This window comes from Arthrobacter sp. NPDC093128, from assembly GCF_040683875.1.
Taxonomy (GTDB): domain Bacteria; phylum Actinomycetota; class Actinomycetes; order Actinomycetales; family Micrococcaceae; genus Arthrobacter.
The window spans coordinates 1-13,982 of record NZ_JBFBEY010000048.1 but is presented as its reverse complement, the minus strand read 5'-3'; the positions used below and the strand labels follow the sequence as shown (position 1 = coordinate 13,982).

15 protein-coding genes are annotated in these 13,982 nt (G+C 63.0%); 2 read left to right on the top strand and 13 right to left on the bottom strand.

The window, feature by feature from the left end:
* A partial coding sequence (locus AB0N24_RS26870; protein WP_364131492.1) for an aldehyde dehydrogenase family protein occupies positions 1-750 on the top strand: 750 nt, incomplete at its 5' end.
* A 180-nt stretch (positions 751-930) separates the two neighbouring features.
* Here AB0N24_RS26870 and AB0N24_RS26865 read toward each other — a convergent pair.
* The 6 genes from AB0N24_RS26865 to AB0N24_RS26840 all read right to left on the bottom strand — a co-directional run bounded on the left by AB0N24_RS26865 (position 931) and on the right by AB0N24_RS26840 (position 6,553).
* Positions 931-1,785, bottom strand: a complete 855-nt coding sequence (locus tag AB0N24_RS26865; protein WP_364131489.1) for a fumarylacetoacetate hydrolase family protein — start codon at positions 1,783-1,785, stop codon at positions 931-933.
* A 99-nt stretch (positions 1,786-1,884) separates the two neighbouring features.
* A complete protein-coding gene (locus AB0N24_RS26860; protein ID WP_364131487.1) occupies positions 1,885-2,670 on the bottom strand; it encodes a 2-hydroxypenta-2,4-dienoate hydratase in 786 nt (261 codons plus the stop codon).
* Between the two features lie 92 nt (positions 2,671-2,762).
* On the bottom strand, positions 2,763-3,179 hold the full coding sequence (locus AB0N24_RS26855) for an ester cyclase (RefSeq protein ID WP_364131485.1): 417 nt from the start codon (positions 3,177-3,179) through the stop codon (positions 2,763-2,765).
* The gene (locus AB0N24_RS26850) at positions 3,176-3,727 is read right to left on the bottom strand and encodes a flavin reductase family protein (RefSeq protein ID WP_364131483.1); all 552 of its coding nucleotides are present in this window, start codon (positions 3,725-3,727) and stop codon (positions 3,176-3,178) included. The genes AB0N24_RS26855 and AB0N24_RS26850 overlap by 4 nt, the downstream gene beginning before the upstream one ends.
* Before the next feature lie 64 nt (positions 3,728-3,791).
* Positions 3,792-5,114, bottom strand: a complete 1,323-nt coding sequence (locus AB0N24_RS26845; RefSeq protein WP_364131480.1) for an NAD(P)/FAD-dependent oxidoreductase — start codon at positions 5,112-5,114, stop codon at positions 3,792-3,794.
* Positions 5,115-5,152: 38 nt separating this feature from the next.
* Positions 5,153-6,553, bottom strand: coding sequence for an LLM class flavin-dependent oxidoreductase (locus AB0N24_RS26840; RefSeq protein WP_364131477.1), 1,401 nt, complete (start codon positions 6,551-6,553; stop codon positions 5,153-5,155).
* 334 nt (positions 6,554-6,887) lie between these two features.
* Here AB0N24_RS26840 and AB0N24_RS26835 point away from each other — a divergent pair, with 334 nt between their 5' ends.
* Positions 6,888-7,706, top strand: a complete 819-nt coding sequence (locus AB0N24_RS26835) for an IclR family transcriptional regulator (protein ID WP_364131474.1) — start codon at positions 6,888-6,890, stop codon at positions 7,704-7,706.
* A gap of 63 nt (positions 7,707-7,769) precedes the next feature.
* Here the strand turns inward: AB0N24_RS26835 and AB0N24_RS26830 are convergent, their stop codons facing one another.
* From AB0N24_RS26830 to AB0N24_RS26800, 7 genes are all read right to left on the bottom strand, one after another.
* Positions 7,770-7,898, bottom strand: coding sequence for a helix-turn-helix domain-containing protein (locus tag AB0N24_RS26830; protein WP_364131471.1), 129 nt, complete (start codon positions 7,896-7,898; stop codon positions 7,770-7,772).
* Between the two features lie 56 nt (positions 7,899-7,954).
* Positions 7,955-8,410: a riboflavin kinase gene (locus AB0N24_RS26825; protein WP_364131469.1), complete on the bottom strand. Its 456-nt coding sequence runs from the start codon at positions 8,408-8,410 to the stop codon at positions 7,955-7,957.
* Positions 8,411-9,608: 1,198 nt separating this feature from the next.
* Entirely contained in the window at positions 9,609-10,025 is a 417-nt protein-coding gene (locus tag AB0N24_RS26820) for a hypothetical protein (protein ID WP_364131466.1), read from the bottom strand.
* Between the two features lie 267 nt (positions 10,026-10,292).
* Complete coding sequence (locus tag AB0N24_RS26815) at positions 10,293-11,192, bottom strand: RNA polymerase sigma-70 factor (RefSeq protein ID WP_364131463.1); 900 nt, start codon at positions 11,190-11,192, stop codon at positions 10,293-10,295.
* Between the two features lie 5 nt (positions 11,193-11,197).
* Positions 11,198-11,779 (bottom strand): carboxymuconolactone decarboxylase family protein, encoded by a 582-nt coding sequence (locus AB0N24_RS26810; RefSeq protein ID WP_364131460.1) that lies wholly within the window; start codon positions 11,777-11,779, stop codon positions 11,198-11,200.
* 652 nt (positions 11,780-12,431) lie between these two features.
* Positions 12,432-12,842: an NAD(+)--rifampin ADP-ribosyltransferase gene (arr, locus tag AB0N24_RS26805; RefSeq protein WP_364131457.1), complete on the bottom strand. Its 411-nt coding sequence runs from the start codon at positions 12,840-12,842 to the stop codon at positions 12,432-12,434.
* Between the two features lie 212 nt (positions 12,843-13,054).
* Positions 13,055-13,846: a ZIP family metal transporter gene (locus tag AB0N24_RS26800; protein WP_364131454.1), complete on the bottom strand. Its 792-nt coding sequence runs from the start codon at positions 13,844-13,846 to the stop codon at positions 13,055-13,057.
* Between the last annotated feature and the right edge of the window lie 136 nt (positions 13,847-13,982).

Here is a 13,982-nt window from a genome sequence, read left to right as displayed (position 1 = left end):
CACATTGACGCACTCGCCCAGCAGTACGTCACCGCCGTCACCGGCAGCTCAGGCCAGCTCTGCACCTCCCCCGGCCTGCTGTTCGCCCCGGCCGGTGAGGCAGGCGACAAACTCGCTGCCGCCGTCGGCCGCGCCGTATCCGCCTGTGCCGGCCAGACCATGCTCACCGAAGGCATCGCCGGCTCCTGGAACACCGGCGCCACAGCGCTCGGTTCCGCCGACAACGTCACCGTCCTCGGGCAGGGCACGCCCGGTCCCACCGAAAACGCACCGGCACCGACCATCTTCGGCACCGACATCGCCGACTTCGTCTCCAACCACGTGCTGCACGAAGAGATCTTCGGCGCCGCGTCCCTGGTGATCCGCTACACCACCACCGAAGAACTCATCGGGGCCACCAACCGGCTCGAAGGCCAGCTCACCGCCTCCCTGCAGCTCACCGAAGAGGACTACCCAATCGCGGCCCAGCTGATCCCCGCCCTCGAGCAGAAGGTGGGGCGGATCATCGTCAACGGCTGGCCCACCGGCGTCGAAGTAGGCCACGCCATGGTCCACGGCGGCCCCTTCCCCGCAACCTCCGACACCAAGACCACCTCGGTAGGAACACTGGCAATCAACCGCTTCCTCCGGCCGGTCGCCTACCAGAACCTGCCCCAGGAACTCCTTCCGGCACCGCTGCAGGACGACAACCCCTGGCACCTCAACCGGCTGGTCAACGGCGTTATTGAGAAGGCCGAAGCCAAGGTCTAACAGGTCTAACAGAAACACGTCCGAAGGGAGCGGCGGAGAAATCCGCTGCTCCCTTCGTCGTCCGCCCAACCCGACGGTTAACGACCGGCAGCCAGCACCCTTTCAGAAGAAGGTGTGCTGGCTGCCATAAGCATTTGCCTGTATCTGGGCCCCTGCCCGGACCAGCCGGAGCGGTGTGGCTTATGTCTGAGAAATCATTTGGTGACGCATTTCGCCTATCCCCAGCGCATACGTAACAAGTTCGTCACCGGGCGCCAGGAAGCGCTGCGGGACGCGCCCCACTCCCACTCCGGGCGGGGTTCCGGTGAAGACGACATCGCCGGGGAGCAGCGGCGTGACCCTGGACAGCCGCGCGATGATCTCGGGGATGGAGAAGACCATGTCCGAGGTGTTGCCAATCTGGACTTCCTCGCCGTTGATGGCACAACCGAGTTCGATGGTGTCAGGGTCCTCGAACTCGTCAGGCGTAACGAGTAGCGGCCCTATCGGGCCAAATCCCGGGAACGACTTCGCGAGGCTGTACTGGGGTGCCGGCCCGGAGGCCTGCATGGTGCGTTCTGACAGGTCCTGGCCGACGGAAAGCCCGGCCACGTGGCTCCACGCCTTTTCCTTGGGGATGTGCCGGCCACCGCGGCCAACGACCGCAACCAGTTCCACCTCCCAGTCCACTGTCCCGGGTGGCAGCGTGATCGTCCCGTAGGGTCCGGTGAGGCATGTGGCGAACTTGGTAAACACCGTGAGGTCCTCGGGCACGGCCAGGGACGCCTCCGCGGCATGGGCCGCGTAGTTGAGCCCGATCGCAAAGACTTGGCGCGGGTGCGGTACCGGGGAGGCAAAATAGTCCAGCGCGATCCCGCTCAGGGGCTTTCCTGTTGCGCCGTCGAGTTGGCCTGCTACCTCCCTGAGCTCGTCCCAGCGGTCGTAGCATTCCTGGATGTTTGGGCTGAACCGGCCGTCGGTTTGCTGCGAGACGTCGACGACGCGGTCATCCTGGGTGACGAGCATCAGCCGGTTGGAGATGTTGGCCAGGCGCATGGGTGGTCCTTCCGTTGGGGGGTCTGGAGTTGGCTGGTATCACTGTTGATACAGGTGTGGCCGGCCCTTTCGGACCGGCCACACCGCTATGAATTGCACCTAGGCAGATACGTCGAATTCGATGGTTCCCCAGCCTTCGAAGGTGCCGGACCAATGGCCGGCTTCCCTCATGGGTACAGCCTTCAGGCAGCTGCCGGGCAGGATGATCTGTCCGGGTTCGAACTCAACGCCGTACTCGGCAAGCCGATTGATCAGCCAGGCCGTGGCGGCGAACGGGTTGCCGAGAATGTTCCTGGTGTTGCCGGAGATGATCTCCCGGTCGTTGAAGCTCAGGACACCGTGGGTGTTGCTGAGGTTCAGTTCGGTCACCCGCCGGGGCGTGCCGCCCAGAAGGATGGCGCCGGTTGAGCCGTTGTCTGCCAGGGTGTCCGGAAGGCTGATGGCCCAGTCCTTGACCCGGGAATCGATGATCTCAATGGCCGGCAAAGCGTACTCAATGGCATCGATGACGTCGGCAACGGTGATGTTTGGCCCGCGGAGGGGCTTGCGCAGCAGGAACGCGGGCTCGAGCTCCACAAACGGCTCGATGAACTTGCCCAACTCCAGCGTGGTGCCTTCGTAGGCGAAGGCGCTGGCGAGCAGGTGCCCGTAGTCCGGCTGGTCAAGGCCGAAGGCGTCCTGCATGACCTTGGCGATGTTCCCGAGCTTGTAGCCCACGAGGCGGTCACCGTTGGCGATTGCGTGACCAACGTTGATCTTTTGCACTTCGAAGGCACCATCAACGTCGAGGGCGGGCCAGGACTCGGTTGGTGCTGCTATTGATTCGCCCTGGAGCCGGGCAGTACGGAGGGTGCCCGCGATATCCTCGAGTGAGTTGGTGGACATGGATAAAGTTCCTTTCGGTTCGTTCCTGCGGCGCTGGTACGACGTCGTGCCCGCCTCGCCGTAACGAATGGTGTGGGAAATGCCGGTGCTGCTCAGTTGCCGGCACCCAGGTGCCAGATGCCGAGTGCGGAAAGAAGTTCCCGGGGGTCCCAGATGACCCATTCCTCGGCAAGTTTCTCGTCCTCGAAGCGGAGAAAGGACGCGCCGGACACGGTGACGCTCCGGCCGGTGGCGGGTACATCCATGAAGGTGCCCTGGTGCGTGGCGCTGGTCTGCCAATGGATTGCCACCCTGTCGCCGTCTTCGACAATCTGCAGGATTTCGACCACTGAATCCGGGAACGCTTTTTGCATTGCCTCGATGGTCTTTTGCAAACTGGCGTAGTCTTCGCTTCCGGACTTGGACCGGCGGATGTATCCGGGGGCGAGGATTCGTTCGAAGGCGGCAAGGTCACCGTCCCCCCATGCGCCGTTCCAAGCCTTGAGAATTGTTTCCTGCCTGGTGCTCATGATGCGCTCCTTGATACTTCGGGGGTGGGGATTTCGATGGGCAGGTACTGGCCGAACTTACCGCCCCGGAATAGCAGGGCGTCACCGGTTCCTTCTTCCATGCTGGTGACCGCGCCGACCACCATGTAGTGGTCGCCGACGACAACTTCTGATGTGACAACGCAGTCGATATAGGCCGTGGCGCCGTCGAGATGGGGTGTGCCGAGGGGGCCCGTGGTGCAGGGCAGGCCTTCGAACTTCTGGGGGCCTTTGCGTGAGAGCGAACGGCAGATGCTGATCTGGTCCTCGGCGAGGATGTTTGCAGTGAAATTCTGCAGTTTGCGCAGCTTCGGCCAGGTCGAGGAGGACTTGTCGACGCAGAACATGACCAGCGGCGGGTCCAGCGACAGCGACTGGAACGTTCCGACGACCAGGCCGAGTTTCTCGTCGTCGTCGTTGACGCCGGTGATGGCCGTGACTCCGGTGGGCAGCTTGCCCAGGATCTGGCGGTAGTAGGCAGGAGTGATATCCGTTGCCGGAGTTTCGTCCGAGGCTGGGGTGATATCCATGGTGGTCTTCCTTTGTTGTCTTTGGTGCGGGCCACGGTGCCCGGTGCACGAAGGGTGGGTGGGACTAGCGGGTACTCATGGGTGACTCTTCACTTTTCAGCAGCTCTGAGTGGATGTTCCGGCCCGCGCGCAGGCCGCTTTCGACGGCGCCGTCGAAGAAGCCGGCCCAGATGTTCGCGGTGTCGCTGCTGGCGAAGTGCAGGGCGCCTTCGCTGGCCTGCTGCGCCCGGTGGTATTTGGTGAGCTGGCCCGGACGCTGGATCTGCCAGGTTTCCTCGGCGTAGGGGTCTTCGCCCCATTTGTGACCGGTGACCTCGAGGACTTCCAGGTCGTCCCGCCATACCTTGATGGCTTCCTGGACCTGGTCCTTGTCGGTGACGTCGATGCGGTTTGCATCGGCTCCGAAGCCGACCAGCACGGCGTCGTCTTCTCCGACGAACTCCGTGCGGATCACGGAGAGCGGTTTGTCCTGGGCGGAGTAGGCGAAGAACGGCTTGATGGGTCCCTTAACCCGGATCCAGGCCTTGACACCCTGGGAGGCGGTCTTTTCCCGGCTGGGTGCGAGCTTGCCCTCGGACAGGGCGGGCCGGACGTCAAGTTTGTGCAGGACGTTCTGCGGGAGGGTGATGACCACTTTTTTGGCCTGGATTTCCTGGCCGTCACCGTAGGTGACGGTGGCTCCGTCGGCGTGGTGTCGGACGCTGGTTACGGGGGTATTGAGGCGGATGTCGGCGTCAGTGTCCTCGGCAATGGCATTCGCCAGACCGTCGTTGCCGTTTTTCAGGCGGTAGATGGCTGAGGCCTCGTGCATCAGGTGCCAATGGCCCGATGACCCGGCGGTCCAGCGCAGGGCGTTGACATAGGCGCACTGATTCAGGGGCGCGTTGAAGTGTCCCACCCAGGCGGCCTCGTTCGCGTTCCGCTCGTCCTCGGAGAGGTCCAGCTTGTCCAGCATTTCCTGCAGGTTGTACTGGTCCACCTCAGCGAGGTTCTCCACGGTCAGCGGTGCATCCGGGCGGGGCAGCCACTTCACGGTGTCTTCCAGCAGCCGGGTCATGCCCGGATCGATCAGCTTCATGAAGTCGTCCAGGTTGCCGCGACGCACCTCGTCGCCGGCCAGCCAGTAGGTTTCTTCCGAGCGCGGACCGCGGGAGACCTCCAGGCCATAGCGGGTGACCTCCGCCCAGACGTGGGGCTGGGTCCAGTGCAGCCAGTTGCCGCCGAGCTCCAGGTTCTGGCCCAGGCGGCGCTCGGTGTAGAGCCGGCCGCCAATGCGGTCGCGGGCTTCCAGGACCACCACTTTGTGGCCGCGGTTGCCGAGCTCCCGGGCAGTGACGAGGCCGGCAAGACCGGCACCGATGACGACGACGTCAGTCTGTTCAGTCATTGAAGTATCTTTCGTTGATATGTCTGGTGGGCTGAGGCTTAGCGGCTGGCGTCGCTGAGGTGCTTGGCGCGCTCTGCCGTTGCAGGGTGGCCGTCCAAGGTGTACTTGTGGCCGGGGAACAGCTTCTCCCGCAGGGTCAACGGTTCCTGGTTCTCGGCGCGGGCCGGGGATATGAGTCCCTGAGCTCGCAGTTCGGGAAGGGCGAGTTCAATGAAGTCCTCCCAGCTGCCTGGCTTCGTCGTGTAGCTAAGGTTGATGCCGTCGATGTCTGCCTCGTCGCGCCAGCGGAGCAGTTCCGCGGCGACAGTATCCGGGGATCCAACGATCGTGGATCCGGTGCCGCCGACGGCGAGGAATTCCGCGATCTGACGCGGGGTCCAGTCCCGGTCCGGGTCAGCCTTGGAGAACATGTCCACCATCGACTGCCCCGCCTTCGTGCCAACGGACCGCAAAGGCGTGTCCAGTTCGTACTCGGACATGTCGATGCCGGTCCAGCCGCTGAACCGTGCCAGGATCCCATCAACCGGTGCGGTCTCCACGGCTTTCCGGTACTTGGCCTGGGCTTCTTCATCGGTGGGGGCGACCACGACGGTGAGCAGAATGACCACCTTGACGTCACGGGGGTCACGTCCCGCGTCAGCCACGGACTGGCGTAGCTTGGCTACGGTGCGCTTGGCACCTTCCACCGACGTGCTCTGAATGAAGACGGCTTCAGCGTGCTTGCCGCCGAATTCCATTCCCCGGGAGGAAGATCCCGCCTGGAACAGGACCGGGGTGCGCTGCGGGGACGGCTCGCACAGGTGGAACCCGGGGACGGTGAAGTACTTGCCGGAATGGTTGATCTGGTGCACCTTGGCGGGGTCGATGTACGTTGCCGAGTCGGTGTCCCGGACCACGGCGTCCTCGTCGAAGGAGCCCTCCCAGAGCTTGTAGACAACGTCCATGTACTCATCGGCCATGTCGTAGCGTTCGGCGGGGCTCAGCTGCTGTTCCTTGCCCAGGTTGCGGGCAGCGGCCTCCGAATAGGAGGTCACGATGTTCCAGCCAACCCGGCCGGAGGTGAGGTGGTCCAGGCTGCTGAACTTGCGCGCCAGCAGATAAGGCGGCTCATACGTCGCCGAGCATGTCACACCGAAGGTCAGGTGCTTCGTCACGGCCGCCATGCCGCTGACCAGCACGGTCGGGTCATTGATCGGGAACTGCGCGGCGTCCCGCAGCGCAGCGTCACCGTTTCCGCGGAAAACATCGTGGTAGCCGAGGTTGTCGGCGAAGAAGATGCCGTCAAAACCGGCATTCTCCAGCATCTGCGCGACGCCCGTCCAGTACCGCAGATCGGTGTAGCGGTGGCCCTGGTCGCCCTCGTGTCGCCAGGAACCGGATGTGAGGTGAGCGGGGGCGAATACATCGAAGGCAAAAAGGCTCAGTGGTTCGTTTTTCATGGCAGCAGTACTTCCTTGGACGGTGCCTAACGGCGGGACGAATGATTCAAAAATGAACACTGCGTTCAATTTAGAGTGTTGCGTGGCTCACTGTCAAGACTCGGACCGAAGGGGCCTCGCACAGGGAGGGGTCTCGGCGGGCAAGTGCCTTTCCCAGCGCCTTCCCTGGACTGACTTCCTCTGCACCCTGGGCAGACTCGAAGTGAAGCCTTGCGAATCGTGTCTCGCGGCGGGTTTGAACGCGCAGTTCGTTAAACTGATAGGGCCTAGGATGGAAGATGCGATCTAGAGTCACGGCCGTGCGGCCCTGACCGGACGCGGAGTGGGAGCGGAAATGGCAACGGGACAAAGCGCGGTACCGGAAGAAGCACCTGACGGCGAGGAGGCAGCGACGACGCCGGAGCCCTTTGACCTCATCAACAAATCCGTAGTCAAGGCAACCGTGCTCCTCAGGGAACTCGGACACCACCGGGACGGGATCAACGTCACCGAACTTGCGCAGTCCGTAAAGATGTCACGTCCCACAGCCTTCCGGCTCCTTCTCAGCCTGGAGCAGACGGGCTTTGTCGAACGCGAAGACAATCGCTACAAGCTCGGATGGCAGCTGGCGCATTTGGGCAGGCTGGCCGATCCCTACGCAGGGGTTGTAGCGAGGATTCAACCAATTTTGGACGACTATGCCGAGAGGCTCAATGAGACATTCAGCTTTGTTATGGTGCGCGGAGGTTGGGACCACGAGGTGATCGCCGAAGCCTCCGGCTCGCGCTACCTCAGATCCCACCTGTACCTGGGCGGAAGCTATCCATTGCACGCCAGCGCCACGGGAAAGCTCATTCTCGCCGAGCAGAGTGACGAGAAAATCGCCGCGGAGTTGCCTAAGAAATTGGAATCATTCACCAAGCACACCATCACCAGCCGGGATGCGCTCCTCAAAGAAGTTCGCCAGGTCCGCGAGCAGGGCTATGCAATCCTCGACGACGAGTTGGAAGAGGGGCTCTTCGCAGTCGGTTGCCCCGTCCGAGACCCTTCCGGCGCACTCATCGGCATACTGGTTATTAATGGACCAACCCAGCGCCTGAAGTCAGACCACCTTCCCACTACCATCGACGAGGTGCGCAAGGGCGCGGAAGAGGTCGCTAAACTCCTGGCCTAGCCCGCTTGGTCATGACCTCGCCGGCCAGATATCCGGGCACGGCGACGTGACCGCAACCTGCGGTCAGCGGAGGGTCAGCGTACTTCTGTCTTGAAGCTGCCTCAGGCAACGGCGCGCGAGACTCTTGCTGAGCCCGGTGCGTCGGGCAAGTTCGACAGGGTTGGTCCGCAGCGAACCGTTACGCTGCTCCATTTCCAGGAAAGTAGCCACCCGTTGGACCGCCCACATGGGAAGCGAGGCCTGCGGGTTCACGCTTGAACCCCCACCGGAGAGTCGCTTGATGCAGGAGACGTAAGCCACGGATAGTGCCCGCACGCCCATTCGCGGGTTCGTCCGACATCCAAGTGCAACTGTTCGACCAGGGCCTCAATTGTGGAAAAGGCCTCTTGGCCGCGCAGACGCTCGAAGAGGTGAACGCGTAAGCGCCGTCCATAGAGGTTCAGGCTGAAGTCCAGCAGGTGCGCTTCGAGCAACCGCTGACCGTCGTGCGGGTAAAACGTCCGACGCCTTCCGACCGACACCGCCGCAATGGCAAAAGTCTCAGGGCCGGTCTCTACGAGGCCGGCCCACACCCCGTCGATATCAGCAGCTGCAGTAATCGGGATGTTGGCGGTGGGAAAACCCAACGTCCGGCCCCGCCGGTCACCTGCCTCCACGATACCTTCGTAGACGTACACGCATTCCTCCTTGAACAGATCACTCATGGACGACTATCAACAGACGTTCATCCAATGAACAGTGCGTTCAGTTTATATGTTTGTTGCCATTAATCAAGGCGGATCTGACCGACGGGCATGCCACTGTCGCACCCGTCCCTGCGTGTCGCGGTTGAGGCGCTGGCGAATGGCCTTGCCGGAGGATGCCGGCAGGGGGCTGGCGCCGCAGAGGGCAGCGAACGCGGCGCAGGGCCTCGAGCAGGGCTTTGCCGGTGTACCGGTAAGTTTCTCACGCTGGGCTGCAGGGGCGGGGATGGGGGACGAACAAACGTCCGCCTGAGAGATGACGCGTGGGCGCTGCCGAACTCGGCGCCCACCGTCCACTGCCCTGATGAGACCGCAGGACTGCCGCCGTCCCGTCCCTGTACGCCTCTTTGTCGACGGTTACGCCACGACCACGCCCAATGCACGGGCCCTTGGCTGCTTCAGTGGAGGGCGGAGTTGGCAGTGCGTTAGGTGAACTCCGGGCATGATGGTGCCAGCTGAGCGGTTACTACCTGGGTATTCGGATCGTGCTCCAGGGCGGGCCTTCCGGCCACGATCACTGTAGCGCGCTCCCATGGCCGGTCTTCAAGCAGGAAGGGAATTTCTTGTTCTTCCCACTCCCGGTGCAGAAATCCTTCTTCCTGGCCATCCCGTGCCAGGAGACGACGCCGGGCCTCAATGTTGTCGCACTGCACCCAGATCGAAGCGTCGATTAGGTCGGAGAGCGCTCGGCGTGATGATCCGCTCCCTTCCACCCACACCACGGAACGCCCGGCGGGCAGAGCTATCGCACCTGATCGATCTCGGGCCACCCAACCCGGCGGACGGTAATGAACTGCCTCGCCTTGGAGTAGGGGTTCGAGGACACCCTCACGGAGTTCATCGGCCCAGTCAAAAAACGAAAGATGCCACGCTACATCGTCCGTGTGTACGACAGCTGAGTCCGGCACTCGAGCCAGTAGGCGATCGACCAGGGTGGTCTTGCCTGCCCCGCTCCTTCCGTCTACCGCTACAATCCAGGGGCGGTTCGGACGATGCCCTGCTGCCGGCAGTAGCCGCCCCACCACGCCTTCCAGTGACTCGGCTTGCCACGGTCCCGCATCGGGTTCGCCGACTTCCGGTTTCATATCCATGATTGCGTCGACTTCGATTCTCGGTTCCAGTAAGGCCCATGTCCCCAAGGGCTTCCTCTGCGTGGATGTTAGATGCCTTGGTAGTCGCCGGAACCTTGCTCAGGGACTATCCACTTGCCTTCCTCGGTCCGTTTCCCGCGCATCATGCCGAACATCATGTCGCTCATACCGGTCGGGTCGCCGCCCGACCGCACAAAGTCTTCCCGCCGGCGCCTGCCACCGCGCAAGTTCGTCCGTACATAGATAAGCCCACCCAAGGGAGCCCCGATGATGGCAGCAATCAGGTAGAGGATCTCAGCATCCGGGTTGAACGGGAGCAGTGCGGAGGATGCGATGGTGGCTCCGGCGGCCATCGAGAGGAGCCATCCTGCAATTACCCCTAGGCGGAGCGATGCGTTACTTGGGCGGTCGATGTGGACGAATTTGCTCGGATCAGTCGGAGTAGGCAATGTCCTGGCCCGACGTCCCTTTGGTTGATTCATCATGCTTCCTTACAGTCCAGCGGTTCGCCTGCAAACCGACCGTCACGGTGAACGATTTTGCACGGCCAAGGACAGCATAGAGCGAGTTCCGTGCGTCTTGCGCAGGATCCGTGGGACAGCGCACCCTCCGGGTCGTGATCAACGGTGCTGCCGTCGACCGGCGCGACTGAGATAAGCGCGATGGGCTGTCGTTCCCCTTCGCGCGGAAGACTGACAACGACGAGGCGCCACGCAGACCGGCGCCGAGATCGCTATGAAGCGCCGGAGCGGCTAACGCGCCAGCCGGGTCTCCTCCTCCACGTGGCCGAGCTTGTCCGGGTTCCGCATGGCGAAGATCCGTGCGATCCTGCCGCCCTCCACCACCAGGCTAATGAGTGAGGTACCGCCCGCTTCGTCGTCGATCCGGATGCCGAGGCCGCCGTTGAGCCAGAGCAGAGCGATTTTCGGGTTGAGCGCAGCCTGCGGGAAGGACCGCAGCAGATTTGTCACCTTCTTCGCCCCGTACACCGGCACCCGAACCGCCTGGGCGACGCCGCCGCCGTCTGCAATGAGTACGACGTCGGGGGCCAGCACGTCCATCAAGCCCTGCACATCCCCGGTGGTGACCGCCGCCAGGAACCGTTCGACGACTTCCTGCTGCTCCCTGCGGTCCACGCGCATGCGGGGGCGCCGGGCGACCACATGAGAGCGCGCACGGCTGACGATCTGGCGCACTGCTGCCGCTGACTTGCCCACGGCCTCGGCAATCTCCTCGTAGGGCACGTCGAAAACCTCGCGCAGAACGAAGGCTGCCCGCTCCACAGGGGTGAGCGATTCGAGAACCGTGAGCATGGCGATCGAGACGCTTTCGGCGAGTTCCACGTCCTCGGCGACATCCGGCACGGTGAGCAGGGGCTCGGGCAGCCATTCCCCGACGTAATCCTCCCGCCGTCGTGACAGCGCGCGGAGGCGGTTGAGCGCCTGGCGGGTGACGGTGCGAACGAGGTAGGCCCGCGGGTCGCGGACGCCCGCGCGGACGTCGGGGCGCAGTTCAGCCCACCGGAGCCAGGCCTCCTGCACCACGTCCTCGGCATCGGCAGCGGAGCCGAGCATCTCGTAGGCGACGGTGAAGAAGAGGCTGCGGTGGGCGACGAACGGGTCCGGTCTGTCAGTGGTGCCGAGGCTGCTCATGCCGCTCAGGCTACCCCGCGGCCGCTGCGCGCTGCGAGCGGCTTCAGCTCACAGGAGTCCGCGAATCCCTCGGATTCGATGCCGAGGGCCACGTTGCTGCGGGTCGTGAGGTTGGCGAAGCCGATGACGCTGGTCAGTTCGATCAGCGCCGGCGCGCCCAATTGCTCGAGCAACCGGGCCGACAGTCCGTCGGTCACTGAGACGGGCGTGGCGCTCATGGCCTCGGCATACTCCAGGACGTCCCGCTCCAGCGGCGTGAAGACGTCGGACTCGCGCCAGCACGGGATCTGCCGGGCCTTCTCCAGGTCTAGGCCGTGGTTGTGCGCCATGAAGTAGTTGTAGTCCAGGCACCAGGTGCAGCCAATGAAGGAGGCCACGGCCATGTGAGCGTAGGACTTCAGCGACTCATCGCAGCTGTTCCACTTCTGCAGCTTCTGTCCGAAGCCCATGGATGCCTTGAGAACGGGCTGGTTGTGCCACATGACGCCCAGCGATTCCGGGACTTTGCCGAACATCTTCGCGCTGAACTTCTTGATAAGTGCGCCGTAGAAACCGGTGATATCTGCGGCCGGGATCCTGGTGGTCATGACTCCTCCTGCGGGTCGGTTCTGGGTCCTACGACATGAAGACACCGCCCGCGCCCGATCTGTGACACGTCGGGTGCACAGCTGATGCGCTATTTGACCCGATTTCCCGCCGGACGCTCCGCGCCGGGCATCCCCCAAGAATTCTCTCCTCCGTCCCGGTCCCCCGGGTTGCCCTCCGGTCCCGTATACCCCGCGGTGATCTCCTCTACCAGAAGGAACCACAAGAGCAGGCGGCCAAAACCTGTTCACCGAATCGGAAACGCCAAGGACCCAGAGAACGCTCATGTCGTCATGTCCAGCGCCCTGCATCCAACTACGGACAGGTCTTACGGATCAACCAAACCAGGAGCATCCCCGGAAGAAGAGTCCGGAACCCACACACCTCCGCTCTGTCCACGGATCGGATGCCAGCCACAGACACCCCCGGAAACGTTCCCGTTGGCAGGAACGTCCTAAGAAAATCGACGGTCTGGGCCGCAAAGTCATGTCTCCTGAAGCAGAGAACTTCATGAAGTAGTGAAGGCAGAACCACGACGAAGGACCAAAATGCAGGCCGAAAAGCCGCGCCGGACCGACGACGGATTTCTGACGACTTTTGATCCCGGCAGGCCCCAATCTGTCCACGACAACTGACCTGGGCCGTCGTTCCTCGTCAATTAATGATTTCGCCTCGCTCGTCCGCAAGGAGTGCGGCCAGGCGATCTTTCCACGCCTGGAGCTCCTCGGGCGCCAGCCGTGTCCAGTCGGTGACTTCCCCGACGACCCTGAGAGGGGCGCTGCTGCGATATGACCGGGTGGGATTGCCCGGGAATTTCTTGTCTGTCACGTTCGGGTCGTTCTCGAATGCCCCGGTCGGCTCGACGGTGTAAACCCGCGGGGCGTCGTCACCCGCCGCCAGTTCCGCAGCGAGTCCCGCACCATTCTGAAGAGCGGTGAAATAGATGTGGTTCATCACGACTTCGGGTCGGTAGTTCGACCTGAAGCCCGCCCTCAGGAGATCACCCACCCGGAGGTTGGCTTTCGTGCCGTGAAAGAACGGGCCCTCGTCCAGCGGTTGGTTCACAGGTACAGCGTAAACCGACGCCCGTTTTTATGGCGATCGATACCCCCTTCATGTGCATTGGCTTCCAAATTGCGAATTCCCAATGGAGGGCTCGCGAAAGCGGCGCTTCTACGAGTTCTCTCAGCCTCTTCTACTTATCCTCATTGGGTGCAGAAAGCCGCGCTCACGTCGCGTTTGTAGTCATTTCGCGCATGGACTATACGAACAGGACCTTATGCCAGGGACAACACAAATGAGAGCACGAACCCGGCCGCCGTGCTCAAGGCAACTGCCGGTCCCCCATGTTCGAACGCCTCCGGCATCAGTGTGTCAGCCAGAGCGGCAATCACGGCTCCGGCCGCGAAGGCCAGCGGCAACGAGATTGTCTCGGGGCTGCTGCCGGAGAGCGGGCCGGCACCGAGCACGACGGCGACGACCAGCACCACCGAGCACAAACCCCACAGCCTGATGATGGCGGACGTGGACATGCCCTGGCTACGCATTGAAGCCGCTCCGACGAGGGCCTCGGGCAGGTTGGAGACGAAGATCGCCGCCAGCAGAGCCAGACCGCCGGTACCCTCCCCCAATGAGACACCGAGCGCGAGATTCTCCGGCACCCCGTCCAGGGTGGCGGCAGCCAGCAGAGCCAGACCCGCCGCACCCCGGGTGGACGCCGCCGAGGGCGCACGCCCCGTTGCGGCAGCATCGGTGTCGAGCTTGGGACTGCCCCGGTATTCATCCGCGGGAACCGGGTGCGAACCGGCTTGGGCCCAGCGGTCGAGCAGTGCACTCAAGACCGTGAAGACGACCGCACCGATGAACAGCCCGCCCGCAGCGAGCCAAATCCCGCCGCGCTCGAACGCATCCTCGAATAACTCGAAAGTCAGGGCGGTAATCAGGGCGCCCGCCGCGAAGGACAGAATGATAGCAAGGACGCGTTTAGGCAACTCGAAACGCACACCCACGAAGGCCCCCAGCACTAAAGCACTGGAAGTCACGACACCGAAGAGCAGCGACATCCCCACATCGACATTATGGATGGCCGCCGGAATCTAAGACAACAGCAAGGGAGTGTCCGTTTAACGGTTGATCCACGGTTGGCATTTAGTTGATTCTTCCGTCGAAGGTGATGGCGAAGGCATTCAGTGCCGGCTTCCACCT